The sequence below is a fragment of the Rheinheimera sp. MM224 genome, from assembly GCF_947090785.1.
Classification (GTDB): domain Bacteria; phylum Pseudomonadota; class Gammaproteobacteria; order Enterobacterales; family Alteromonadaceae; genus Pararheinheimera.
In genome coordinates, this window is the sequence record NZ_OX352320.1 from 2,870,758 (window position 1) to 2,895,807 (window position 25,050).

Genomic DNA, 25,050 nt, shown 5'->3' on the forward strand with positions numbered 1-25,050 from the left:
CTTGTTATGTTATTTGAAATACCTGCTTTAGATAAAACTGCGACGCCAGCCATACAGCAGCGTATTAATTTAAAAACTAAACCAGCTGGTGCTTTGGGAGTACTGGAGACGCTGGCGTTGCAACTGGCGCTGATCCAGAACCCAGGTAAAAACCAAGGCCCTTTATCACTAAATAAACCAGTGCTACTGATTTTTGCCGCAGATCATGGCATCAATAGCCATGGCGTCAGCATAGCGCCAAGCGCAGTGACCCAGCAGATGGTATTGAATTTTTTAGCGGGCGGTGCTGCTGCCAACTGCTTCTGCCGTGCCAATGACATTGAGCTTTTTGTGGTCGATGCCGGCATGCTTCTGCCACTGCCGGATGCAGCTGGCTTAATTCAACAATCTTTAGGATGTGGCACCGCAGATTTCAGCCAGGGCCCTGCCATGAGCACGGCACAGGTCGAAGCAGGTCTGGCTTTGGGTCGTCATGCCGCACGCCAACATATTTTTGCAGGCTGTGATTTACTGCTGTTGGGAGAAATGGGCATAGCCAATACCAGCAGTGCTGCAGCTTTACTCGCAGCTGCGACTGATTTGCCAATTGAAACTTGTGTTGGTCGTGGTACTGGCATTAGCGATGCTCAATTTGAATTAAAACTGTCGTTGATTCAGCAGGCTTTACAGCGGCCTTATGCGAAAGATCCGCTGTCCATCCTGGCTGAATTTGGTGGCTTTGAAATAGTCCAGCTATGCGGCGCAATCTTAGCTGCAGTGGCTTTGCAAAAACCTGTACTAATAGACGGCTTTATTGTCTCAGTGGCGGCTTTATTGGCCTGTCAGATAGCCCCGAATTGCCGTGACTACTTAATTTTTGCGCATCAGGGTGCTGAAGCTGGTCATAAGGCGGTGTTAAAGGCTTTGGATGCCACTGTGTTATTGGATTTAGGTTTACGTTTAGGCGAAGGCACAGGTGCAGCTTTGGCTGTACCACTGCTCAAAGCCGCCGTTAGTTTTTATAACGATATGGCAAGTTTTGCTGATGCTGGCGTAACTCAAGTAGTGGAAGCCGGAGCACCACAGTGACAGACGCTCTGCCGAAATGGCCACTTAAACAATGGCAACTGTTTTGTCTGGCTTTGTCATTTTTCAGCCGTATTCCTGTGCCTGCATCGACCCCCTACAGTCCGGAACTGTTGAATCAAAGCAGCCGTTATTTAAGTCTGGTGGGCTTGTTATTGGGTGCCCTGCAAGCTTTGGTGCTGCTTGCCGCGGCTCAACTACTGCCCTTTTCCATCGCTGTGTTGTTAGCTTTAATGGCTGGCCTGGTACTAACCGGTGCTTTTCATGAAGATGGTCTGGCCGATACCGCTGACGGTTTAGGTGGCGGTTTAAGCCTTGAGCGCAAGCTGGAGATTATGAAAGACAGCAGAGTTGGCACTTATGGTCTGGTTGCGCTGTTATCGGTTTTTTTGATCAAGTGGCAAAGCCTGCAAGCCTTAGAGGCACAAGCTATTTGGGCTTTCGTACTGGTGGCTGGATTGTCGCGCGCTACTGCACTCAGCCTGACTTTTGTCTTGCCTTATCAGCAGTTGGATTCGTTGAGTAAAACCAAACCTATAGCCACCTCACTACAAAAACGGGCATTGCTGTGGATCTGGCTTTTTGTATTACCGCTTTTGTATTTTGTCCCTGTGCCTTTAGCTTTGTGCCTTCTTGCCACTCTGGCCTTAAGTTTTACCCTGCTGTTTTTTTATTACCGCAGTCAGCTACAAGGGTACACAGGCGATTTATTGGGCGCAGCGCAGCAAGTCACTGAACTGGGGTTATATCTGGTGTGGTTGATCTGGTGGAGACAGCAGTAATGAATAAAACTCTGATTTTAGGTGGCGCCCGTAGTGGCAAATCCAGTCTGGCAGAAACTCTCGCCAAAACATCAGAGCAGGTCACTTACATAGCCACAGCCACTGCTTTTGATACCGAAATGACAAAACGGATAACACTGCACCAGCAGCAAAGACCCAAAGACTGGCGTTTAATCGAATGCCCATTATTGCTCTGTGAAGCCTTAACGCAGCTCTCTGGTTCAGGTCAGACCCTATTAGTCGACTGCTTAACTTTGTGGCTGAATAATCAGCTGTATCACTATCCAGAGCAGGATTTTGCCTTAGCGCGCCAAAGGTTAGCTGACGCTGTTTGTCAGTTTGAGGGAAAACTTATACTGGTCAGTAATGAGGTTGGTATGGGGCTGGTACCTATGGGCGAACTGAATCGTGTGTTTGTCGACCAACAAGGCTGGCTGAACCAACAACTGGCCAGGGTTTGCGATGAGGTGATTTTTGTTGCAGCCGGCTTACCGCTTTATTTAAAGCGAGGCATTGATGCAACAGATTGATTTAGTGCGCCATGGCCCTGTGGCTGGCCCTGCTGCATTATACGGCTGGACTGATGTGATGTTACAGCAATCATCCCCGGCCTGTCTGTCGTGGCTGTCTACCCAGTCTTATCAGCATGTACTGACATCACCTTTACAACGTTGCCGCCAAAGTGCAGAAACACAGGCACAACGCCTGCAACTGGAGCTTGTGATAGAGCCGGATTTAAAAGAAATGAATTTTGGCCTGTGGGATGGTGTGCCTTTTGACGAGCAAAGCCGCTGCTGGCCAGAGCAACAACAATTCTGGCAACAGCCTTTTGCGATCACGCCACCTGAAGGCGAATCTTTAACTGATTTTCAACAACGGGTTTTACACGCTTTTGAATTACACAGCAGCTCCCAATACGAGCAGCAATACGAGCAGCAGCACCAGCAGGCTTTATGGTTAGTGCATGGCGGTGTGATCCGTCTGCTGCTGGCGTCCTTATTAAACATCGACTTACAACAAAGCAGCTGGCTGCAGCAGATGTCCATTGCCTATGGCAGCGTCAGCCGGATCAGCCGTTATAACAAACAAAGCCCATGGCAAATCCACTGCATTGGCAGCGCTGGTTTTTAAATTTTTCCCAAGAGAACTCAAATGACTGAACAAAAAACAGATGTAAAACAGCAAAACCATAAAAAACGTCAACAAAAGCTTAAAGAGCAAGTTGATAGCCGTATTGCCGCCGCCAGCACTGACAAAGCTTTATTGTTGGTGATCACTGGCAATGGCAAAGGTAAATCCACAGCAGGTTTTGGTACTGTGGCCCGTGCTGTAGGTCACGGTTTAAAAGCTGCTGTGGTGCAGTTTATTAAAGGCACATGGGACTGCGGTGAGCGCAATTTATTACAACAACATGGCGTTGAGTTTGCCGTGATGAACACAGGTTTTACCTGGGATACTCAGGACAGAGAGGCCGATATTGCCGCAGCAGAACTGGTATGGGCTAAAGCCGAACAGTTTCTGCAGGACGACAGCATTCAACTGGTGCTGCTGGATGAACTGACTTATATGGTCAGTTACCACTACATAGATTTAGACAGAGTTGTGAATGCACTCAATAACAGACCCTCCACCCAACATGTGGTGATCACAGGCCGTGCCGCTCATCGGACTTTAATTGAGATGGCCGACACTGTCAGCGAAGTACAGTCGATCAAACATGCATTCGACTCCGGGATACAAGTGCAAAAAGGAGTAGATTGGTAATGTATGTGCTACGTATTGCCTGTGTGCTCCGTATTGTACTGTGCTGCTGCGCATTATTTGCAGTCAAAGTACAAGCCGAACCAGCTCAGCGTATTGTTGCGCTTTCTCCTCATTTGGTCGAGCAGCTGTATAGCATTGGTGTAGGCGACAAAATTGTCGGCACTACAGACCACGCGGATTATCCAGGTGCTGCGAAAAACATTCCTCGGGTGGGCAACTACGCTCAATTGCAGGTCGAAAAAATTCTGGCGTTAAAACCGGATCTGGTTTTGGCCTGGACAGACGGCAACCCGCCTGCAGATGTAAATAAGCTGCGCCAGTTTGGCCTGCATGTAGTGGATTCTAACCCGCTGCAACTGACTGATATTGCCAAAGAATTGCGTATCTTAGGCCAGCTGACTGGCGCTGTGGATGCAGCAGAACAGCAAGCCCTGTTGATGGAACAAGGCCTGGCCGAGCTACGCCAGACCTACAGTACTAAAGAGAAAGTCGTCGTATTTTATGAGCTGTGGCAACAACCCCTTTCCACAGTGGCACAAAAAGCCTGGCCACAGCAGCAACTGGAGCTTTGTGGGGCCTCAAACCCTTTTGCCACTGCCATAGGAGATTACCCACAGGTCAGTTTGGAGCATGTAGTCGCAAGCCAGCCTCAACTGATTATTCAGCCAGTGTCGGTGAATGAACCACGAGCTTTACTGGACTGGAGCCGATGGGCAGCTATTCCAGCCGTTAAATATCAACAGTTTAGCCAACCCGACTCCGACCTTGTACACCGCACCACCAGCAGAATGCTGCAAGGCGTACGGCAACTTTGCGCCGACATCGACAAAACGCGGCAATTTTTTGCCAAAAAGTCCTAAAGTTATTAAAAGCACTGCCGATAGCCTGATTAGTCAGAACTATACTGAACCTCACAAAGGCCCAAAGGGAGTGTGTTATGTCATCTGTTAATGGAGTCGGCTCGTCCAATGCTTCAGCCCAGGCGCAAGCCAACAAAACGACTGAAACAAGCGAAACGACTGAAGAAAAGAAGCTTTCCGGCTACGCATCCTCTCAGCTGAACAAGCAAAAGCTGAACGCCACTATTATGGAAAACCAGCTGAAACTGAGTACAGGTGATGACGATAACTCCATGAGATTATTGTATAAAACTGCGCTTGAAGGCATTAACAGTGAGCTGGAAGCTGAGTTTGGCCCTAACGCGGCTGAAAAAATTAAAAACAGCGGTGTAGACACATCACCACAAGCCACTGCCGATCGTATTGTTGGTTTTGCCACAGCTTTCTATCAAAAGTTTTCTGAACAAAACCCGGATATGCCAGAAGAAGAACGCCTGGATAAATTCCTGTCCCTGGTTGGCGGTGGCGTAGATAAAGGTTTTGAAGATGCCCGCGGTATTCTGGATGGTTTGGGTGTGCTGGAAGGTAAAGTTTCAGACGATATAGACAGCACCTACTCCTTAATTCAGGAAGGCTTCGCTAAATTCCGTGAAATGATTTTAAACCCGGATAAAACCGTCGAAGATCAGGATATTACTGAATCAGTTGCCGCCAATACCGGCAGCGAACTGCGGTTTTCGGTGAAAGTGTAAGTGAATTCTGCTGTTGTTATGACTCCTGACGTGCTGGTTTCATTTAAGCCTTGAAACCAGCTGTTTTTTAAACTGGCCTTACCTTTTTAAGGCCAGTTCTTTTGTTCTGCAAGCCCGGCCCAAGCGAATCATTTACTGACTGCTAAAACCTGTTTTAATTAACAGCGCAGGGCTTTGTTTAGTGCCCTCTTCACTGAGCCAAATCTGTTTGTCCTGATCAATACAAAGGCCCTCGACCTGACCTGTGGTAGGTAGCGCTTTGGTTTCCAGTAAAAGCAGGTCTTTATCATAACGGGCGATTTGTGGCTGAAAACCAGCATTGCTTAAATAGGCCCAAATCGCTTTGCGTGGATCCGGGTAGCCCACCAGCCACCACTCTTGTTTGCTTTGCTCAAAAACCGCATCTGTGATCAGAAAGCCTGGATTAGCAAAAGGTATAGCGTTGCCAAGCTGTTGCTGTTTTAACTTAGGATCCAGCTTATAGCGTGTTGGTATCTGACTATTCCAGCTTTTACTGATCAGCCACAAAGCATCCTGATGGTACACCAGAGCCTCAAAATCAAGATCATGTTGATAAGGCTGGCGTTTTTCGTCTGGTGGCAGAATGATTTCCAGCCGCTCCGGGGTATAAGGTTGTTTTAAACCAGACCAATTCAGCGGCACTTTATAAATAAACAAAGCCTTTTTGTAACCCGCATTATTGCCGGTATCCGCCAGATACAAAAATTCACCATCAGAGCTAATGGCTTCCCAATCACTGTTTCTGAACGATAAGTGCAGTTGATGCTTAATATCGCCATTGCGGTCAAACCGATACAGCACTGGCTTGCCGCCTGAATCATTGAAGCTGATAAAGTCTTGCTCAAGACAAAGTAAACCTGAGGTTTCCAGCAGTTGCGAAGGCAATGCAACCACAGATTGCCTCGCAGCTGGCACAGGCTGACTGACGCTGCACCCACTTAACAACAATAATATTGCTGCAACTCCTGACAACACACTATATCTGACTGGATGCTCCACACACACTCCCATTAGTGATCGACAGGCTATTGAATTGCAGCATAAAACACTTGTCATTCCAGTGCTATAGTCGATAGTAATCAAACTACTTTGCATGAAAAACAAAAAGGACTGACAGGTGAGTAAAGAGTTGAAGGTCTATGTAGTGGACGATGACGAATCCTTGCGCTACGCACTTGAAGGCTTATTAAATTCAATGGGTTATCAAACGCAAAGTTTTGGTGATGTGGCTGAGTTTTTATTGCAGTACAAAGCTGGATCCAAAGGTTGCCTGATTTTAGATGTGCGCCTGCCAGGTTTAAGTGGTTTGAGCTTTCAGGCGAAATTACAGGATTATGGCATTCAACTGCCCGTGATCCTGATGACAGGCCATGGTGATATTCCTATGTCGGTTCGGGCTATGAAAGCCGGGGCCGTGGATTTTTTAACCAAACCTTTTCGTGATCAGGACATGCTGGACGCTGTGGCTACGGCCATGGAACGTATTCATGATCAGCAACATGCAGAAAAAAGCAGCGAAGGCGTGCGCACTTGCTTTGAGAGTTTAACCAGCAGAGAGAAGCAGGTGATGACCTTGGTATGTCAGGGTAAGATGAATAAACAAATCGCCTGGGAGCTGCAACTAAGTGAAGTTACTATCAAAATTCACCGTGGCTCTGCCATGCGCAAAATGCAGGCAAAAACTCTGGCAGATTTAGTCAAAATGGCTGAAGCCTTACATTTAAGTTAGGAGCGCTGATGAAGCAGCACGATATGGAAATCCTCAACCTTATTCAGCTCAGTGTTTTAGTCTTTAGCGCTGAGGGGATCATTACCGGCTGGAACAAAGCCGCTGAGCTACTGTATGGCTGGAGCGCAAAACAGGCACTGGGGCAAAATCTATGTCAGTTGCTGCGCTGCAACGGTTCATCCGATATTGCATCTGTACTTGGCTCGTTGCAGTCCAGCACCCAGCAGCTTCAGGTGCAACGCTTCAGTGCCAGTGGCGAGTTAAAGCTGATTAATATCAGTTGGTCTTGCCGTTACGACGATGCGGGTCAATTGCTGGAAATTATTGAATCTGGCCGCGATGTCACGCAAAGCCAGCAAGTTCAGGATGAATTACGACAAAGCGAGCTGCGGTACCGCACTATGTTCGATTCAATGTCAGTGGGTTGTTTTGAGATTGATACCAGTGCGCTCAATCAGATCTTTATCCAGTTACGGGCTCTGGGCGTTACTGATTTAGTGCTGCACGCACAACAAAACCCGGATTTTTTAGCCCAAGCCATGCAGGCATCCACAGTCGTTAAAGTCAATGCTGAGGCGATGCGAATTTTTAAAGCCAGCCAGCCTGAGCAGCTGCTTGGCCCTGTAATACACTACTGGAACAAGGACAACAGCGACACCTTCTGCAACAGCATTAACGCAGGTTATCAGCGCCACTCTAAATATGAAGCTGAAACTTTTATGCTGGTACTTGATGGCTCCAGGGTCGATGTGCATTTTTCCATGTTCGCCTCCCCTGCCTTACGTGACTCAGGCACTGTATTTATCTCTCTGGTGGATATCACTCAACGTAAACAGGCCGAACGCGAACTGATGAAAAGTGAGTTTAAATTCAGAACTTTATTTGAAGCCTCCGCTATTTCCTTTCAGCAGCTCGACGTCAGTCGCCAGACTCAATTATTCAGAGCTTTAAAAGCTCAGGGCGTCACCGACTTAAAAGCTTATATAGATGAGCATCCTGAATTTGTGCAACAGGCGATGGATGCGGTCTGGATAGCGGAAGCCAACCCCTACACTCTGACCTTGTACGGCGCTAAAACCAAAGCCGAAATTTTAGGCCCTGTCACACCTTATTGGATCCCTGGCCAATGCGATACCTTCAGACGCAGCATTGAAGCCGGTTACAGAGGCGAAACCGGTTATCAGGCCGAAACCAAAATCCGCCGGCTGGATGGCAAAGTGATCGATATTTTATTTGCATCAGCTTCTACTGCAACCTTAAGAGAATTAGGCCTGGTGGTACTGACTATAGTGGATATTACAGACTGGGTGGCTGACCGTAATCAGCGTGATAATTTTCGTGATGAATTAGCCCATGCCGCCCGGGTTTCAATGCTTGGCGAATTGACCGCCTCCATTGCCCATGAAGTCAATCAACCACTGGCCGCTATAGCGACCAATGGCGAAACCGGCTTACGTTGGCTGAACCGACAAGAGCCGGACTTAAACAAAGCTCAGGATTTAATGCAGCGCATGGTCAATGACGCCTATAGGGCAGCCGATATCATCAGCCGCATTCGCGCTATGGCCAGCCATACGAAAGTGGAGCAACAACTAATTGATTTAAATGCCTGTGTGGAAGAGTCAGTGCTGTTTTTACAATACGAACTTCGTAGTCAGCGTATTCAACTGGAACTGGATCTGGCATCGGGTTTACCGCCGCTGTTGGCAGACCGTACTCAGCTGCAACAGGTGGTTATTAATATTCTGGTCAATGCAATGCAGGCTTTATCCGGCAAAACCAGTAACCAGTCAAAAACAATGCCCCTAATTCATCTTCAAAGTGTCTGGCTTAATCAAAATCATCTGCAATTGCAAATCAGTGATAATGGCCCGGGTATCATGCCTGAACATTTACCTCATATTTTCGACAGCTTTTTTACCACGAAAAGTGCGGGTATGGGCATGGGGTTACTGATTTGCCGCTCTATCATTGAAGCCCTTGGCGGTACTATTGAAGCCAAAAACAATGAAAACGGCGCTGGCGCCTGTTTTGTATTGTTACTGCCACTCAATTAAAGCCTGAGCAGTTAGGGCCATACCTAAGTATGAGCCAAATCACCCCGATGGACTAATGCCTTGGCAGCTCAATGCTCCTATCTTATGCAATGACCGCCTTGTCTTCAGACAAGCCTTATTGACTAAAACAGGACAACCCAAATGACAACAGCTCTTATAACAGGTGCCTCCTCCGGGATAGGCGCAACCTATGCCGATCGCTTAGCTAAACGTGGTTACGATTTAATTCTGGTGGCACGTAATGCCGAACGATTGGCCGCTTTAGCGGACAAACTCAGCTCCACCTATCAGGTCAAGGTAGAATGTCTGCCTGCCGATTTAAGTTCAGCTGAAGGCTGGCGTGTGACTGTAGCCCGTATCTATAAAGACACTAAGCTATCAATGCTGATCAACTGCGCAGGTATAGGCCCTGAAGGCGCAGTATTACAATCAAACGAAAGCGAGCTGGAAACCATGATCCAGCTTAATGTGATGGGCTTACATCAACTGACTTTAGCAGCAGCTAAGGTATTTTCAGCCCGTGGTCAGGGCACTATCGTCAATATTGCCTCTGTCGTGGCTTTATTGCCGGAGAAATTTAACGCCGTATACAGCGCCACTAAAGCCTTTGTGCTGGCATTAACACAGGGACTGCATTCTGAGCTGGCTCCGGTTGGCGTAAAAATTCAGGCCGTGTTGCCGGGACTCACCCGCACAGAAATATTTGAACGGGCAGGTTTTGATATTAATCACCTGGACCCGAGCATGATTATGGAAGCTGGAGATATGGTCGATGCGTCACTGGCAGGCTTGGATCAAGGCGAGCTGGTGACTATTCCGTCTTTGCCCGATGTGGCCGACTGGCAAGCTTTTTTACAAGCCCGGTACGCTTTGGCTCCCCACTTATCTCTGCAACATCCAGCGAAACGTTACACTGAATAATGCTGTGACAAAGCCTAAAAAAACCCGGGGAAATCCCCGGGGTTCAGCATCAATGCCAGATGGCGCTTGATTTAAAAGGGTCACCCTGCTGCATTCAGACCAACTCGGCATCCAGCGTGATTTCTGCATTTAATACTTTGGATACAGGGCAATTCAGTTTGGCAAGGGTTGCCAGTTCGTTAAAAGTGGCTTCGTCAATGCCCGGAATAGCAGCTTTCAGAGTTAAGGCAATCGAAGGGATCACAAAAGCATCACCTTGTTGCTCCAGCGCAACGACGGCCTGAGTATCCAGCTGAGCCGGTGTAAAACCAGCCTTGGATAAAATCAGTGTAAAAGCCATAGTAAAACAGGACGCATGAGCAGCCCCGATCAGTTCTTCCGGATTACTGCCTGGTGTGCCTTCAAAACGACTGGCAAAGCCATAAGGGTAAGCGGATAAAGCACCGGTTTGAGTGGATATTTCGCCACGACCTTCTTTTAAGCCACCAGTCCAGCGCACTGAGGCGCTACGTTTAATTTTCATCATGGTCTCCTTGGTTTTCAGTGACCGATCAGACCACAGTGCAAGCGATAAAACGCACAAAGACCGGCATGGGTAGAGCAAAGTCAGAGTAAATTCTGACCATTAGGTTCAGGCTTTAGGTAATAAAGTCAGTAATTGGACCGTATCTACTATCAAATGAGCAAAAGCAGGCCCATTGATATGATGAGCTGCATGCATAGCTTCAGCCGACATAGCTGCAGTCGCATCTTTCACTAAGGTAACGTGATAACCCAGTTCTGCCGCAAAACGAGCCGTTGATTCAATACAGGTGTTGGCAATTAAACCTATGATAATCACCTGACTAATGCCTTTTTGTTTTAGCAAAAAATCAAGATCGGTATTAGCAAAACCACTGCTACCCCAATGTTCTTTCACTACGATATCGCCTGGCTGAGGCGAAAAATCGGAAAACCATTCGCCACCCCAACTGTCTTTAGCAAAAACTTGTATAGCGGAGGCACCAAGCTGATAAGGCGAGGCGTTTTTCCAATGGGTAAAATCGTCAGGTTCAGCTCTGTGATGCGGCACGATAAAAACCTGCATGCCAGCTTTACGCACTGCGTCAGAAATTGCTTTTAAATGCTGGTGTAAAGAAACCGAACGGGCCACCACTTCGACTAAAGGCCACAGCTTGCCACCTTCGGCTAAAAAGTCATTATAGGGGTCAACAAAAAGTAAAGCTGTGTGCGCTTTACTATATCCGGGGTCAACTGGGGTAGATGCACTCATCACTGGCTCCTTAGCTTTAGCATAAAATTACCAGCTGAGTATTAAGCAAAGTTGACGGAGCGCCTATTGTCTCTTTGGGTAAGGCTCTTATACGGAAGTATTAAACGAAGGGAAAGCAGGCTAAGCGAACACTCAGCCTGGAAGAGTAAAGAACTAACGGCAGCAGTACAAAGCCAGAGCTTTTTGTACGTCTAAAATAGATCCGTCTTTATTAAAGGTTTTAGTAATGGGGGTGTCGGTGCTACTCAGCCAGATATGCAAATCAGATTCCAGATCAAAATGGCCTTTGGTTTCCGCACTAAAACGCACAATGGAACGGTAAGGCACCGACATAAACTCTTTTTTAGAACCTGTTAAACCTTGTTTATCCACCAGTATTAAACGTCTGTCGGTAAAGACAATCAGGTCACGAATTACTTTATAGGCTTGTTGCAGCTTTTCGTCAGGCAATAAAATCTGGCTGAATTCTGCTTCAACATCGGCCAAATCAATTTGCCCGGCGTTACCTAATAAACCACTAAAAAGTCCCATTTTTAATCCTTGTTAAAGCACTTTATGAAAACCTGTATACCTGAGCTTATCTCTGCCTTATGCCAACAGCAAGAGTTAAAAGCCCAGAACCCGGCCATCCCAATTCAGCAACAAACCACTTTGCTCCGCCTGAAGCTGTTGTGCAACTTCTGCCAGATGCTCTGCGGTCTGAGTCGGACTTTGTAGTTGCCCTGCTGGCAAATTGCGCTGAAAAGGTGCTGACAAAGCGGAATCTGTAGTCCCAGGGTGTAGCGTCACCAAGGCTGCCGTTTTGTTACTGCGCCTAAGTTCGATGCTGGCGGTTTTAATCCATTGATTCAGCGCCGCTTTGGCAGAACGGTAGCTATACCAGCCGCCTAACTGGTTATCGCTGATACTGCCCACTTTGGCACTCAATTGCAGATATCGAATGCCAGAGGTTTTGATGAGATAAGGCCAGAGGCCTTGCAGGTAAAAGACCGGAACTTCCAGATTCAACAACAGAGTTTTGCGAAGCAATGTGCCAGAGCTTTGACTTAAACTTTTTTCTGGCGAGAGTTTAGGCTCGCTATCCTGATGCAACCAGCCAATACAATTAAAAATCAACCCAACCTGATGCTGTTGTACTGCTTCGATAACAGAACTGAAAAAGTTCTGATGCGAAACCCAATCCGCTGTTTCAGCACTATCAGGCGCTTTGATCACCTGAAGCTTTGGATCACTAAAATCTGCAGTGGTGCGGGATAACCAAATCACAGTCTGGCCTTGCTGCAAATAATGTTTTGCCAAGGCACCGCCAATCGAACTACTGGCACCAATAATAAGCACTGCGCTCATGGAGTCTCCTGCTGCGATTTATTCTGTTCAATCAAGGCGTTCGCCAAATTTAATCCGGCCAGATAAGCGTTCTCGACCCGACCACCGTAACTCCAGTCGCCGCCAGCCCACAATTGCTGCTCTGGCAGAGCTATTAAACCTGGTGCTGCGACCTGATCCTTTTGGCTGGCATAAAGCCAGCGGTGCGCTACCAATGGGGTGATTTCTTGTTGTATATTCAGCTCTTGCCGCAAAATTGCGATAGCTTCCGCAAACCAAAATTCTGTGGACTGCTGCAGATGCAATGCGCTGAATGAAGCATTAAAATGCAGGATATAACAGGGATTCCGACCAGTTTTATGCTGTTGATGACTGATAAATCTTAATTTAGGATGCTGACAAAAAATGGCGTCCTGTGCAGCGGCTCCCTGAGTTTGTAACGCAACAGCCCAGCACGGCTCCAGTATATCGGCTGCTGTATCAAACAGCGCTGGCAACAAACTTTGAGCCAACAACTGCTTCGCCTGAGCTGGAGGTAAAGTGAGCAATACGGCAGCGAAACCTGTGTAACTTAAGCCTTCGTCATTAAACAAAGTCCAGCTTTGCCACTGATAATCAAGCTTTTGAATACGGCAGCTGTTCACCTGCGTTATGCCATGCAGTAAAGCAGTCACTGGACTTTGCATCGAAGGCACACCTACAAAACGCGCTTGTTCGTCTTCTGATGCTTTAAGTGATATAAAACCTTCGTCATTCGATAAAAGTGCTGTTTTACAAGGCCAGATTTCTGCCCTCCCTGCATCAAGCCACACCTTAACTTGCTGCTTAAACACATCACTTCGGGCCGTAAAATACTGAGCGCCCATATCCAGATAACCCTGATCTGTTCTTTTGCTGCTCATGCGACCACCAGCCGCACGGCCTTTGTCAAAGACTGTCACCTGATAACCTTGTTGAGTCAAAGTCGCGGCTGCTGTTGCGCCACAGAGCCCAGCTCCCAGTACTGCTATTTTTTTCATCGCTGCTTTTCTTTTGAACTGATAGATCAATTACGCTGTATCATAAGCTTAAGATCAACAACGGAGAAAACCCCATGAGTCAGACTGAACTAGCAACCTTTGGCGCAGGCTGCTTTTGGTGTATTGAATCAGCCTTAAATCAGCTGCAAGGCGTGAAAAAAGCGGTCAGTGGTTATATGGGAGGCCAGACACTGAACCCGGATTACCGTCAGGTTTGTACTGGCACCAGTGGCCATGCTGAAGTGGTTCAGGTCGAGTTCGATCCAGCGCAAGTTAGTTTTGAGCAGCTGCTGCAGGTATTATTTTTTTTACATGACCCAACTCAGCTCAACCGCCAAGGCAACGATATAGGCACTCAGTATCGCTCTGCTGTGTTTTACCACTCAGAACAACAACGTGAGCAGGCTCTTACTTCGATTAAAGCGGCAGGGCCTTTATTTGACGCGCCTATAGTGACAGAAGTTACTGCTGCCAGTACCTTTTATCCGGCGGAGGATTATCATCAGGGTTATTATTTGCAAAACACCAACCAACCTTATTGCCAGTTTTTGATCACCCCCAAGCTGGCTAAATTTCGCCAGACCTTTGTGAGTTTACTGAAGGCTTAATCTGAAGTAAAAAGGGTAAAGCCAAAACTTTACCCTTTAATTTAAAGCCTGGTACTAAAAATCAGGTGTCCAGTTTAAACGTAATGACCATTCAGCGCCTGCCGTGGCATAACCTGGCAAGTACAGATAATCTTTGTTGGTCAGATTGTCCGCTTTAGCCGCAATTTGTAACTCGCTGCTTAACTCGTAACTGACACCAGCGCCCCATAAGGTGTATCCACCGAGTTGCGGTGCCGCAAAATCACCTGTCTGGAAATCACTCTGGTAATCAGAGGTGACGAATACACGCCAATCCTGCCACTGATAAGCACCTTGCCAATGCACTGTGTGCTTGGAACGTTTAATCAGAGGCGCATCTGTAGCTTCATCTTTGGCATCTGTGTAGCTGTAAGCCACTTGCTGATGCAACTGTTGCCAGTTATGACTAACACTCAACTCAGCGCCTTTGATTTTAGCTTCGCCGACGTTTTGTGGAACCCAATTGCCATCAGCTGCCGGAGCCCACTGGATCAGGTTATTGACGTTCTGTTGATAAATGGAGCTTTCAATCTGCAAATCACCGGCACGGTAACGTAAACCCAGCTCATCTGAAGTTGCAGTTTCAGGTGCTAAATCGGCATTGCCGCTAAAAGGGTAATACAGGTCGTTAAAGCTTGGCGCTTTAAAAGCACTGCTACGACTGGCACGAACCAAAAGTTCATTTGTTAACTGATAGCCTAACCCCAGTTCATAGGTGTTGGAATGACCATATTGGCTTTGTTTATCATGACGACCAGTCACATCAGCTAACCAGGCACCTGACTGATAACTGACACCAGCAAAAATAGCTTTATTGATACGGGAATCAACGTCATAACCTAAGTCGCTGTCTGACACATCTTCCTGATACCAGTTCACACCAGTTAACGCAGTTAAAGTCTGAGTCAGTTGGCGGCTGTATTGGTAATCCAGTTCCTGCCGCTCTGTTTCAAACAAACTGGCAGGGCTATCTTCGCCCCAGTTTAAGTCTTCAGTCTGATTATGTGAGATGCTCAGCTTTTGACTGGATTTATCGCCATCCAATGCCCAACCTAAACGGCTTTGATTGGTTTTGGTTTCAACCTGATCAGCACCAGGGCCCCATGCAGGGTCAAAGTCGTACTGGCCACGACTTATGAGCACGTTGTGATCGGCAGACCATACACCATAAGCTGTATTGTATTCTGCACCTAATTTACCGTAACGCTGATCAAAACCATCTTTATCCGCTTGTGTACCTGGGCGGACATCAAAACCTTCAGAGTCGGACCAACCTAAATTACTGCGAACCGTCAAATCACCATACTGCTGACTGGTGGCGATATCGGCTTCATGGCTTTGGTAACGGCCGGTTTTTAACTGCACTGAAGTGTTATCTGCTTTGCGGGTTGTGATAGCAATCACACCAGCTAAAGCATCAGAGCCATATAAAGCGGCTTTAGGCCCTTTAATAACTTCAATTTGTTCAATCTGTTGCAAAGATAATTCAGCTAAAGAGGCATAACCTAAAGTGGCAGATCCTGTTCGAACACCGTCAATCAGCACTAAGGTATGACCGGCAGACCCACCCCGTAAAAACACAGTATTAGTTTGGCCTTTACCACCAGAGCGGCTGATTTGTACACCAGCGACCTGACGTAATAAAGCGGGCACGTCAGACACTTGAGCCTGTTCGATTTGCTCACGGTCCAGAACTGTCACTGAAGATAAAATCTGATGCACAGGCTGAGGCTGGCGAGTGGCGTATACACTGATATGTTCTAGTGGATCGTCTGAGCTGTCGTCAGCTTGGGCGGTCAATACAAAAGCAGGCAGGCCAACGACTACTGTCGCCAGCAAAGATTTTTTAAACATGATGTCTCCCAAAGACGCCCACCGCGTCCTGAATAGTGAATGAACTTTTCAGGCCGGTCTCCGGGCTGACAGCAGGCTATTTTCCATAGCTACTTTAATCCCTTCCCATCCAAAGCAAAGACAGTGGTTTGATTAAAGCCAGAGCAAAGCTCTCTGTTGTTTTACCGTTGCGGGGGCAGCTCTGGGTTTTCACCAGATTCCCGTTTCACCCTTAAATGTCGATCACATTCTATAGGCACCTGAAAAACGCGGCGTCAGTGTAGCTGTCGCAGTCATAAAGTCAATAGAAATCCAGACGTCTCCCCTCGTCGATAAGGGCAGAAAACGGCTCGATGATGTTCGCTCCTTGGATTCTTTCGCTTATAATGGCCCAATAAATTTCAGTGGAAAAAAGAGAACGCTATGCCTTCATTTGATATTGTTTCAGAAATTGATATGAACCAGGCCAGAAATGCTGTTGAGAACGCGAAACGCGAGCTTGAAACCCGTTTCGATTTTCGTGGAGTTGATGCCAAAATTGAGTTGAATAAAGAGCACATTGAATTGACTGCAGAAGCTGATCAGCAAGTCATGCAGCTATTTGATATTTTTGCCACCAAAGCAAGCAAGCTTCAGCTGGATGTAAGTAGTTTCAAAATTGAAAAAGAAGATCGTCACGGAAAATACATCACGCGCCATGTCACCATTAAACAAGGCATCGACAAAGAGATCGCAAAAAAGGTCGTTAAACTGATCAAAGAAAGTAATATTAAAGTACAGGTGGCAATTCAGGGAGAAGAGCTGCGTGTCACAGGTAAAAAGCGCGATGACCTGCAAGAGGTTATGCAGTTAGTCAGAGGAAGTGACCTGGGTCAGCCGTTCCAATTTAAGAACTTCAGAGACTAAGTCCGTTCTCCATAAGTCTGAGCAGCACCTTAAACAGGAGGAGAGACCGAACCGCAAAACGGTGGCTCCTCCCAAAAGCTCAAAATCCCTGCATGCTGCCAGATAAGATCTAAGCCAGGTTTTACCGCTTTGGGCAGAAAAATTTCGATCACTTGTTGTCACTGAAATTCTGCTTCAGCTGTCGTGCTGATTTGTTTGTTTTTTTCTTTTATAACGAGCCTGCACAGCACGAAAATCAAAGCGGGTAGCCAATTCCCGGTTCGTGTAATCCACCGTATTCAGTACTTCTTGTTGATCAATTTTTGACACCAGGTCGAATGAAGACTTAGCGGGCCTCCTTGTTTCAGGCTGGAGATTGTAATCGTAAAACTGATACAATCCGGGCAGGTCTTTTAAAGAAGAGTATCTTGTGAAGCGTCATCTTTACCATGCGATTTGTTTGCTGGTGTTTACCGCCGCTACTTTTGGTTTTTTGACGGAAGTAAAAAGCAGTGGCATTAGCCTGAACCGCTATGACAAGCATCTGCATTTTTTAATCTTTTTTTGCCTTACCGCTCTGCTGCAATGGAGCTACAAACCTAAATTGTGGCAAGCCGTTGTTATTATGGCTGGATATGGTGTGGCTATTGAGTTTCTGCAGAATTATCTGACCAGTTACCGCAGAGCCGAATTACTGGATTGGGTTGCGGACATCACGGGTATGGCTGCTTTTTACTTATGCTATTTTGCTGTGAAGAAATGGCGCAACCGCAGGCAATAACACAATCTCTCTGGACTGTCGTAGGCGAAGGTGCCATTGGCCTTCTCTCGGCAGCTCAATTAATTATGGCAGGTTATCCGGTGCAATTGCATCGGCGCATTGCCGGCCCTTTTGACTTCGTTTTCCAGTCTGCTGATCGCTCCCAACATATTTCTTTGCCTCATCAGGCCCAGTCTCCCTACTCTTACGTCCTGCTGCCTGTAAAAGCTTATGCGGTGCTGGATGCTGTGCAACAGCTAATACCTTTGCTGAGCGATGATGCGCAACTGGTGCTGAGCCACAATGGTATGGGTACTATTGAACAGATATTGCCACTACTTAAACCAGAGCAAGGACTATGGTTTTTAAGCACCAGCCACGGCGCTTTTAAACCTGACGATGCAACCCTGATCCACAGCGGTCAAGGACAGTCTGTGTTGGGGGCTCTTAATCAGGCCGCTTTTGCGCAGCAACAAAAGGTTGAACAGGCTATGCAGACCGCTTTAGGGCCGCTGGAGGTTATAGCTGATATCTGGCCAGCACTCTGGCTAAAATTGGCAGTAAATGCGGTGATTAATCCACTGACCGCTTTGCATCAATGTAAAAATGGCGAGCTGAGCAACAGCAAATATAATGCAGCTATAGAGCTATTGATTGAAGAATTTGTGCTGGTGGCAAAAGCATCAGGGCAAGCCTTTAGCCTTGAGACGATACAAAGCAGAGTAGCGCAGGTGATCAGGCAAACCGCTGATAATTATTCCTCGATGCAGCAGGATTTTGCCAAAGGCCGCCGCAGTGAGCTTGACTACATCACAGGTTTTTTACTGAAACAGGCAGAGCAGCATCAACTGCAACTACCTACACATCAGGCTATTTATCAGCTTTTACGTCAAAAGTCGCCGCGATAAACACCAACGTTCTGATGCCCCTGTTCAGTCAGCAGCAGCGCCTGTAAACGACTCATCACCCCACGTTCACAATACAGATAATACTGCTGTGTTTGATCAAGTTGGCTGAACTGACTGGCAAGCTTATAAAAAGGCATGACTTGGACCTGATGACTGACCCCAGTCAGAGGTTTGACATCCACTTCATCCGGGCCACGAATATCCAGAATTATGGCATCAGCAGCCATGGCGCTTTCATCCAGTACAGTGCTGATTTGTTGCTCTGCCTGGAATTCTACAGTGCGAATATCCAATACGTTCGCATCCAAAGCCAGTTTTTCCAACGCAGCCAAATCGAGTTGCTGTTCAGCAAGCAGCACTTTGTTTAAATCGGCGTTGATAGTAGGCTTGTTGGAAATCACGCCGCAGTATTCCGGCATGGTTTTGGCCATATCTTCAGCACCAATTTTGCGGGCTAAATCAATGATTTCTTGTTTGTCCTGATAAATCAGCGGACGCAACACCAGGGTATCAGTGGCTTTATCTATCACACTTAAATTAGCAATAGTCTGACTGGCCACCTGACCGACACTTTCACCTGTCACCAGAGCCTGAACGCCAATACGTTCAGCCACTATAGCAGCGGCACGCATCATCTGGCGCTTCAGCACAACGCCCATCAGGCCGTTATCGACTTTCTCCAGAATTTCAGTGACCACAGGGGCAAAATCAACACTGATAAATTTCACTTTGTGCGACAAACTGAATTTTTGCCATAAATAAAAAGCCATCTGCCGCACACCTGTTTCATGGGCTGCGCCGCCTAAATTAAAAAACAGATAGTGAGTACGCAGGCCTTTGCGGATCATCAGATAACTGGCCACAGCTGAGTCAAAGCCACCAGAAATTAGTGACAACACATCACTCTGGCTTGGCAGCGGAAAGCCGCCCATACCATCAAACACCTGACTGACAATAATCAACTGGTCACGTTTAATCTCAACACGTACCACTTCATCAGGGTTTTTCAGTTGCACGCGGGCTGAAGGGATGTGCTGATTTAAACCACCGCCTATGTAACGTTCAGCTTCGAGCGAGCTGAATTCGTGATCGCCAGTACGTTTTACCCGCACACAGAAACTTTTACCTTGCAGTCTTTGGGTAAACACAGCTTTGACTTGCTCAAAAATGTCGTGCAGTGAACTGTAGGTGCCCGACTGCATTTCCATAAACTGCACTATGCCGGGAATACAGGCCAAATGATCAATCATCTGCTGACGCAATTTAGGACTGTCGGATGTAACCTGCACCAGCAAATGGTCGTAGTTGTTTTTGATGGCAACGGATGGGTCTAACCGCAACAAGATAGTTTTCAGATTCTGCTCTAAAAGCATGGTCTGACGTTTCCGGACCGATTTACTTTTAATCGATATTTCCGGGTGCAGTTTGACTAAAAATTCCATCACAAGGAGCTCACTGAAAAAATAAAGGCGCGAATTATAGCGCGCCTTGATGCAACAGTTTAGTTTTTATTGCTAGGGATTAGTGCGGCCCTGCGCTGCAGGTTCGAGGCTGATAGGTTCAGACTCTTTTGGTTTGCCCTGCATAATAGAAATCTCAACCCGACGGTTACGTCTTCTATTACTTTCAGTGTCATTCGGCACTAAAGGACGGGTTTCCGCATGTCCTACCACTACCAGACGGTTTTTATCAAAGCCCGGAGCTTTAATCATTTCTGAGGCTACAGATACAGCTCGTTGGGCAGATAAGTCCCAGTTATTGCTGTGTAATTCATCCGAAACCTGATCATCATCAGTATGACCAGACACAGTGATTTCGCCTGGTACATCTTTTAATAAAGCACCAATATTTTGAATAATAGGCTTAAATTTTGGCTGTAAAAATGACGAACCAGAAGGGAATGAGCCATTTTCACGAATACGGATAATGATTTGCTGACCTAAAGATTCAAGTTCAATAGCGCCATCCATAATTTGTTTTTCCAACTGCTCAGCAATTTTTTTCAACAGCTCGTTGGTTTGCTCCTGCAACTCACCTGCTGCGGCAACTTCTGGCGAGTCCATAGGTTCTTCTGCTGTACTGGTTGACTGACCACCGGTTTTATCCTCCCGCTGCTCCTGGCGTCCACCCGCTTCATCTTCCTTACCCGCCTGGAAATTCAGCATTTGTTGAGTCATTTCAACAGTTTGCTGTTGGATGGTGTCTATCGGCGTTGGATCAGGACGGCCCGGGCGAAACTCCATCGCAATGACGCTGGTTCCTTTAGGAATGTCTTTGACTTCTATCTTGTTTTGCACACCAAAAGCGTACTGCATCGAGCCTGCAATCTGCTTGAATTTCAGTACATCCATTTCAGAAAAAGACAACAACAACACAAAAAAGCACATCAACAGCGACATCAGATCAGCAAAGGTTCCCATATAAGCCGGTAAACCTGGTGGTGGGCACTTTTTACACTTGGCCATACCTGTGCCTACTCTGCGGCGGCAGGGGCTGCCGGGTCACGTTTTTTCGACTGCAGGTAATTACGTAAAATGCCTTCGATCACTTTCGGATTCTGACCATCCTGTATCCCCATAATGGCATCCAGTATCAGCTCGTTATTGGTTTTCTCTTCTTCATTACGCACTGCCATTTTTTCTGACAGAGGTAAAAAAATACAGTTTGCTTGCATAGCGCCATACATAGTGGTCAACAAAGCAACAGCCATAGCCGGGCCTATGGCTTTAGGGTCAGACATATTAGATAGCATGGCAACCAGACCTACCAAGGTCCCTATCATGCCCATAGCAGGGCCCAGATCACCCATTTGCTTAAATACCTGAATAGCAACATCATGGCGGGCATAAGTCAGCTCAATATCTTTTTCCAGTGTGCCCCGCACTACATCAGCATCATGGCCATCGACCAGCATATTGATGCCTTTTTGCATAAATTGATTAGGAATTTCAGCTTCTTCCAATGCTAAAAAACCGCCTTTACGAGCCGCATCAGCCAGTTGCACGGCCTTTTCAATCAGCTCCTCAGCTGACTCAATTTTAAACATAAAGGCTTTACCAGCGGCTTTCATCGAGTCGGCCAGCTGCGTGAAGGTAAATTTGATCATGACCGCAGTAATACTGCCGCCGAACACGATGACGATAGACACAAAATCGTAAAACATGGCGATATTGCCACTGGCGCTGAGCCACATTGCCCAGCCCATCATGCCCATGACCGCGACTAATCCTATGACGGTTGCTAAATCCACTGCGTATCTCCCGGAAAACTGAATGCAAATCGTTGATTTTGTACCAGCGTAAAGTTGGTTTTATCTTAGCTTATAGTGAGTTATCGGCAAAAGTATGGGATAGTTAACTATAAATTAAGGCTTCAAACAAATTTATCCTTTCCCAACGCGGTCCTGATTGCTCATAATAGCGCGCTGGGCTTGGTCAGACACCCATTATCAGGCGAAAATATGACAAAAAAGAAAACAGATTTCAGCCATTTTGAGCAGAGTATTGCCGAGCTGGAACAGATAGTACAGCAGCTGGAACAAGGTGATCTGAGCCTTGATCAGGCCTTGCAACAATTTGAACGTGGTATTGAACTCTCCCGTACCAGTCAGCAGCAGTTACAATCTGCACAACAAAAAGTCCAGTTATTAGTCCAGGACGCCGGGCAAGACCATCTGGAACCTTTTGTGACCAACGAAGGTGAATGATTTGACGTTAGATTCTTTAACCTCGTACCAGCAACGGCTGGAACAGGTACTGCAACAACAATTAGATAAAAAACCTCTGACCGACCCGCGGCTGCATCAGGCCATGGCTTATAGTTTGCTGCTCGGCGGTAAACGCATGCGGCCTTTTTTGGTTTATAGCTGCGGTCAGATGTTAGGCGCTTCTATCACGGATCTAGATGGTCCGGCAGGCGCTATTGAAGCTCTGCATACCTACTCCTTAATCCATGACGACTTACCCGCTATGGATAACGACGATTTACGCCGGGGTAAAGCCACCTGCCACAAAGCTTTTGATGAAGCTACAGCTATTCTGGCTGGCGATGCGCTGCAGACCTTCGCGTTTGAACTATTAAGCAGTCATCACTACCAGCAGGTTCAGCCAGAACGTGTTCTAGCCATGGTACAACAGTTAGCACTACATGCCGGCTACAACGGCATGTGCGGTGGCCAGGCTATTGATTTGGCACACACCAATCAGAAAATGTCGGTTGAAGCACTGGAGCAAATGCATCAGTTAAAAACCGGTGCTTTAATTGAGTGTTCGGTACGTTTTGCTTATCTGGCCAGTCCAGTGGATAATGTGGCTCATTTAGACGCTTTAGTTCGTTATAGCAGAGCCATAGGTTTAGCTTTTCAGGTGCAGGACGACATTCTTGATATCGAAGGCGACACGCAAGTGCTGGGTAAAACCGCAGGTTCAGATCAAAAAGCCAATAAAGCCACCTATCCGGCTTTATTGGGCTTAGATCAAGCGAAACAAAAAGCACACTTATTGGTTGAAGAGGCATTAGCCGCTTTGCGCGAACTTCCTTATGCAACAGACGAACTGGTGGCGTTGGCCCGGTACGTTATTGCCCGACAGTTTTAATACAGGCATTCTCATGACATCAGCTAGTCAGGATTTCCCTCTGCTTCATAAAGCCAACTGGCCTGCCGATTTGCGCCAGCTGCCACAGGATGAGTTACCCACTCTGAGTGACGAGTTAAGGGCATTTTTATTGAAAACCGTCAGCCAAAGCAGTGGCCACTTCGCCTCAGGTCTTGGCACTATTGAGCTGACTGTTGCTTTGCATTATGTCTACAACACTCCTTTTGACCGTCTGATTTGGGATGTGGGTCATCAGGCTTACCCTCATAAAATTCTGACAGGTCGTCGTGATCAGATGCACAGCATCCGTCAGAAAGATGGTTTACACCCTTTCCCATGGCGGGAAGAAAGTGAATACGATACCTTAAGTGTCGGCCACTCCAGTACTTCCATCAGTGCTGCTTTAGGCATGGCCATCGCTGCCCGCGCTGAGCAGAAAAACCGCAAAGTAGTGGCTGTGATTGGGGATGGTGCTATTACTGCTGGTATGGCCTTTGAGGCCCTGAACCATGCCGGTGAAGTCAAACCCGATATGCTGGTGATCTTAAACGACAACGAAATGTCGATTTCTGAAAACGTTGGCGCGTTAAATCGCTATTTTGCCCGTATTTTATCCGGTAATTTTTACACCAGCCTGCGTGAAGGTGGTAAAAAGATATTAAGTGGTGTGCCTCCTTTGCATCAGTTAGCCAGCCGCGCTGAAGAACATTTTAAAGGTATGGTCACCCCTGGTACTTTTTTTGAAGAACTGGGCTTTAACTACATAGGCCCCATTGACGGTCATGATGTCAAAGGTCTGGTCGACACTATCCGTAATATGCGCAACCTTAAAGGTCCGCAATTGCTGCATGTGGTAACGAAAAAAGGCAAAGGCTATTTACCTGCAGAACAAGATCCTATTGGTTACCATGCCGTCAGTAAATTTGACCCAACAGCAGAGTGCCAGCCGGCCAAAAAAGCCGGTAAAGCCACCTTCTCCAATATTTTTGGTCAATGGATATGCGATATGGCGGCGGTGGATCCAAAGCTGCAAGGCATTACACCGGCCATGCGCGAAGGCTCAGACTTAGTCCAGTTTTCTAAAAGCTACCCGGAGCGTTACTTTGACGTAGCTATTGCAGAACAACATGCTGTGACTTTAGCCGCAGGTATGGCGATTGAAGGCTTGAAACCTGTCGTAGCCATTTACTCCAGCTTCCTGCAACGTGGTTACGATCAGCTTATTCACGACATTGCGATTCAGAATCTGGATGTACTTTTTGCCATAGACCGCGCTGGTGTCGTAGGAGCCGATGGCCCAACCCACCAAGGGTCTTTTGATTTGAGCTTTATGCGCTGTATTCCAAACATGCTGATCATGGTGCCTTCGGATGAAAACGAATGCCGTCAGATGTTATATACAGGCTATCAACACAAAGGCCCCGCAGCTGTGCGTTACCCTCGGGGTAGCGGCAATGGCGAAGCGCCAGAAGCTGTGATGAGCGAATTAGCTATAGGTAAGGGTCTTATCCGCCGTCAGGGTGAAAAAGTCGCCTTGCTGGCTTTTGGGCCTTTATTACAGGCTTGCCATACAGTGGCAGAACAGTTGAATGCAACATTGGTCGATATGCGTTTTGTTAAACCTCTGGATCAGCAACTGCTGACTGAGCTTGCCAAAACTCACAGTCATTTTGTGACTATTGAAGATAATGCTCTGATGGGCGGCGCAGGTTCTGCGGTCAATGAATACTGCATTGCAGCACAGTTGCCTGTAAAGCTGCTGAATATAGGTTTGCCAGATCTCTTTATCAAACACGGTACTCAGGAGCAGATCTACGCCGAACTGGGGTTAGACTGCACAGGTATCCAGGCCAAAGTAGCAGCTTTTCTTAGCCGCTAAATCCACTCTGCTTTAC

The 25,050-nt window shown here is 47.1% G+C and carries 28 protein-coding genes and 1 riboswitch; of the genes, 17 read left to right on the forward strand and 11 right to left on the reverse strand.

Annotation, left to right across the window (positions count from 1 at the left end; translation table 11 throughout):
- Positions 1–6: 6 nt before the first annotated feature.
- The 7 genes from cobT to OM978_RS13460 all read left to right on the forward strand — a co-directional run bounded on the left by cobT (position 7) and on the right by OM978_RS13460 (position 5,202).
- On the forward strand, positions 7–1,068 hold the full coding sequence (gene cobT / locus OM978_RS13430) for a nicotinate-nucleotide--dimethylbenzimidazole phosphoribosyltransferase (protein ID WP_264342701.1): 1,062 nt from the start codon (positions 7–9) through the stop codon (positions 1,066–1,068).
- The gene (locus OM978_RS13435) at positions 1,065–1,847 is read left to right on the forward strand and encodes an adenosylcobinamide-GDP ribazoletransferase (protein WP_264342702.1); all 783 of its coding nucleotides are present in this window, start codon (positions 1,065–1,067) and stop codon (positions 1,845–1,847) included. The genes cobT and OM978_RS13435 overlap by 4 nt, the downstream gene beginning before the upstream one ends.
- Positions 1,847–2,377 (forward strand): bifunctional adenosylcobinamide kinase/adenosylcobinamide-phosphate guanylyltransferase, encoded by a 531-nt coding sequence (cobU, locus tag OM978_RS13440; RefSeq protein ID WP_264342703.1) that lies wholly within the window; start codon positions 1,847–1,849, stop codon positions 2,375–2,377. The genes OM978_RS13435 and cobU overlap by 1 nt, the downstream gene beginning before the upstream one ends.
- Positions 2,364–2,978, forward strand: a complete 615-nt coding sequence (locus OM978_RS13445) for a histidine phosphatase family protein (protein ID WP_264342704.1) — start codon at positions 2,364–2,366, stop codon at positions 2,976–2,978. Before cobU ends, OM978_RS13445 begins: the two co-directional genes overlap by 14 nt.
- A gap of 21 nt (positions 2,979–2,999) precedes the next feature.
- The gene (cobO, locus tag OM978_RS13450; RefSeq protein ID WP_264342705.1) at positions 3,000–3,611 is read left to right on the forward strand and encodes a cob(I)yrinic acid a,c-diamide adenosyltransferase; all 612 of its coding nucleotides are present in this window, start codon (positions 3,000–3,002) and stop codon (positions 3,609–3,611) included.
- Positions 3,611–4,471 carry a cobalamin-binding protein gene (locus OM978_RS13455; RefSeq protein WP_264342706.1) on the forward strand — a complete coding sequence of 287 codons (861 nt, stop codon included), beginning with the start codon at positions 3,611–3,613 and terminating at the stop codon, positions 4,469–4,471. Before cobO ends, OM978_RS13455 begins: the two co-directional genes overlap by 1 nt.
- Positions 4,472–4,548: 77 nt before the next feature.
- The gene (locus tag OM978_RS13460) at positions 4,549–5,202 is read left to right on the forward strand and encodes a DUF5610 domain-containing protein (RefSeq protein WP_233010217.1); all 654 of its coding nucleotides are present in this window, start codon (positions 4,549–4,551) and stop codon (positions 5,200–5,202) included.
- A gap of 132 nt (positions 5,203–5,334) precedes the next feature.
- Here the strand turns inward: OM978_RS13460 and OM978_RS13465 are convergent, their stop codons facing one another.
- On the reverse strand, positions 5,335–6,171 hold the full coding sequence (locus OM978_RS13465) for a hypothetical protein (protein ID WP_264342707.1): 837 nt from the start codon (positions 6,169–6,171) through the stop codon (positions 5,335–5,337).
- A gap of 169 nt (positions 6,172–6,340) precedes the next feature.
- Between OM978_RS13465 and OM978_RS13470 the strand changes: the two genes are divergently transcribed.
- From OM978_RS13470 to OM978_RS13480, 3 genes are all read left to right on the forward strand, one after another.
- On the forward strand, positions 6,341–6,952 hold the full coding sequence (locus OM978_RS13470) for a response regulator transcription factor (protein ID WP_264342708.1): 612 nt from the start codon (positions 6,341–6,343) through the stop codon (positions 6,950–6,952).
- 8 nt (positions 6,953–6,960) lie between these two features.
- A complete protein-coding gene (locus OM978_RS13475; protein ID WP_264342709.1) occupies positions 6,961–9,009 on the forward strand; it encodes a PAS domain-containing sensor histidine kinase in 2,049 nt (682 codons plus the stop codon).
- A gap of 141 nt (positions 9,010–9,150) precedes the next feature.
- Positions 9,151–9,930, forward strand: a complete 780-nt coding sequence (locus OM978_RS13480) for an SDR family NAD(P)-dependent oxidoreductase (RefSeq protein WP_264342710.1) — start codon at positions 9,151–9,153, stop codon at positions 9,928–9,930.
- A 94-nt stretch (positions 9,931–10,024) separates the two neighbouring features.
- Here the strand turns inward: OM978_RS13480 and OM978_RS13485 are convergent, their stop codons facing one another.
- From OM978_RS13485 to OM978_RS13505, 5 genes are all read right to left on the reverse strand, one after another.
- Positions 10,025–10,456, reverse strand: coding sequence for an OsmC family protein (locus OM978_RS13485; RefSeq protein WP_264342711.1), 432 nt, complete (start codon positions 10,454–10,456; stop codon positions 10,025–10,027).
- 105 nt (positions 10,457–10,561) lie between these two features.
- Positions 10,562–11,203, reverse strand: a complete 642-nt coding sequence (locus OM978_RS13490) for an isochorismatase family cysteine hydrolase (RefSeq protein ID WP_264342712.1) — start codon at positions 11,201–11,203, stop codon at positions 10,562–10,564.
- 153 nt (positions 11,204–11,356) lie between these two features.
- Positions 11,357–11,734: a PH domain-containing protein gene (locus OM978_RS13495; RefSeq protein ID WP_233010210.1), complete on the reverse strand. Its 378-nt coding sequence runs from the start codon at positions 11,732–11,734 to the stop codon at positions 11,357–11,359.
- A 75-nt stretch (positions 11,735–11,809) separates the two neighbouring features.
- On the reverse strand, positions 11,810–12,550 hold the full coding sequence (locus tag OM978_RS13500) for an SDR family NAD(P)-dependent oxidoreductase (protein WP_264342713.1): 741 nt from the start codon (positions 12,548–12,550) through the stop codon (positions 11,810–11,812).
- On the reverse strand, positions 12,547–13,548 hold the full coding sequence (locus OM978_RS13505) for an NAD(P)/FAD-dependent oxidoreductase (RefSeq protein ID WP_264342714.1): 1,002 nt from the start codon (positions 13,546–13,548) through the stop codon (positions 12,547–12,549). The genes OM978_RS13500 and OM978_RS13505 overlap by 4 nt, the downstream gene beginning before the upstream one ends.
- Before the next feature lie 74 nt (positions 13,549–13,622).
- Between OM978_RS13505 and msrA the strand changes: the two genes are divergently transcribed.
- Positions 13,623–14,156 carry a peptide-methionine (S)-S-oxide reductase MsrA gene (gene msrA, locus OM978_RS13510; protein WP_264342715.1) on the forward strand — a complete coding sequence of 178 codons (534 nt, stop codon included), beginning with the start codon at positions 13,623–13,625 and terminating at the stop codon, positions 14,154–14,156.
- A gap of 54 nt (positions 14,157–14,210) precedes the next feature.
- On the opposite strand, the gene OM978_RS13515 is transcribed toward msrA, so the two are convergent.
- Positions 14,211–16,028: a TonB-dependent receptor domain-containing protein gene (locus OM978_RS13515; protein ID WP_264342716.1), complete on the reverse strand. Its 1,818-nt coding sequence runs from the start codon at positions 16,026–16,028 to the stop codon at positions 14,211–14,213.
- A 33-nt stretch (positions 16,029–16,061) separates the two neighbouring features.
- Positions 16,062–16,286, reverse strand: a riboswitch (cobalamin riboswitch).
- A gap of 144 nt (positions 16,287–16,430) precedes the next feature.
- Between OM978_RS13515 and OM978_RS13520 the strand changes: the two genes are divergently transcribed.
- On the forward strand, positions 16,431–16,913 hold the full coding sequence (locus OM978_RS13520; RefSeq protein WP_264342717.1) for a YajQ family cyclic di-GMP-binding protein: 483 nt from the start codon (positions 16,431–16,433) through the stop codon (positions 16,911–16,913).
- 174 nt (positions 16,914–17,087) lie between these two features.
- Here the strand turns inward: OM978_RS13520 and OM978_RS21515 are convergent, their stop codons facing one another.
- Complete coding sequence (locus OM978_RS21515) at positions 17,088–17,222, reverse strand: DUF520 family protein (protein WP_413690721.1); 135 nt, start codon at positions 17,220–17,222, stop codon at positions 17,088–17,090.
- A gap of 100 nt (positions 17,223–17,322) precedes the next feature.
- On the opposite strand from OM978_RS21515, the gene OM978_RS13525 reads away from it, so the two are divergent.
- Both OM978_RS13525 and OM978_RS13530 read left to right on the forward strand, forming a co-directional pair.
- Positions 17,323–17,673 (forward strand): VanZ family protein, encoded by a 351-nt coding sequence (locus tag OM978_RS13525; protein ID WP_264342718.1) that lies wholly within the window; start codon positions 17,323–17,325, stop codon positions 17,671–17,673.
- On the forward strand, positions 17,652–18,560 hold the full coding sequence (locus OM978_RS13530) for a ketopantoate reductase family protein (protein ID WP_264342719.1): 909 nt from the start codon (positions 17,652–17,654) through the stop codon (positions 18,558–18,560). The genes OM978_RS13525 and OM978_RS13530 overlap by 22 nt, the downstream gene beginning before the upstream one ends.
- Here the strand turns inward: OM978_RS13530 and thiI are convergent.
- The 3 genes from thiI to pomA form a co-directional block, all read right to left on the reverse strand.
- The gene (gene thiI, locus OM978_RS13535) at positions 18,542–20,002 is read right to left on the reverse strand and encodes a tRNA uracil 4-sulfurtransferase ThiI (RefSeq protein ID WP_264346949.1); all 1,461 of its coding nucleotides are present in this window, start codon (positions 20,000–20,002) and stop codon (positions 18,542–18,544) included. The two genes, OM978_RS13530 and thiI, sit on opposite strands and share 19 nt — an antisense overlap.
- 72 nt (positions 20,003–20,074) lie before the next feature.
- Positions 20,075–21,025: a flagellar motor protein MotB gene (locus tag OM978_RS13540; protein ID WP_264342720.1), complete on the reverse strand. Its 951-nt coding sequence runs from the start codon at positions 21,023–21,025 to the stop codon at positions 20,075–20,077.
- Positions 21,026–21,033: 8 nt separating this feature from the next.
- Positions 21,034–21,810: a flagellar motor protein PomA gene (gene pomA / locus OM978_RS13545; protein ID WP_264342721.1), complete on the reverse strand. Its 777-nt coding sequence runs from the start codon at positions 21,808–21,810 to the stop codon at positions 21,034–21,036.
- A gap of 210 nt (positions 21,811–22,020) precedes the next feature.
- On the opposite strand from pomA, the gene OM978_RS13550 reads away from it, so the two are divergent.
- Genes OM978_RS13550 through dxs form a run of 3 tightly spaced genes read left to right on the forward strand, consistent with a single transcriptional unit; the run spans position 22,021 to position 25,034 of the window.
- Positions 22,021–22,266, forward strand: a complete 246-nt coding sequence (locus OM978_RS13550) for an exodeoxyribonuclease VII small subunit (RefSeq protein ID WP_233010199.1) — start codon at positions 22,021–22,023, stop codon at positions 22,264–22,266.
- 1 nt (position 22,267) lies between these two features.
- Positions 22,268–23,155 (forward strand): (2E,6E)-farnesyl diphosphate synthase, encoded by an 888-nt coding sequence (gene ispA / locus OM978_RS13555; protein ID WP_264342722.1) that lies wholly within the window; start codon positions 22,268–22,270, stop codon positions 23,153–23,155.
- Between the two features lie 13 nt (positions 23,156–23,168).
- Positions 23,169–25,034, forward strand: a complete 1,866-nt coding sequence (gene dxs / locus OM978_RS13560; RefSeq protein WP_264342723.1) for a 1-deoxy-D-xylulose-5-phosphate synthase — start codon at positions 23,169–23,171, stop codon at positions 25,032–25,034.
- The last annotated feature ends 16 nt before the right edge of the window (positions 25,035–25,050 follow it).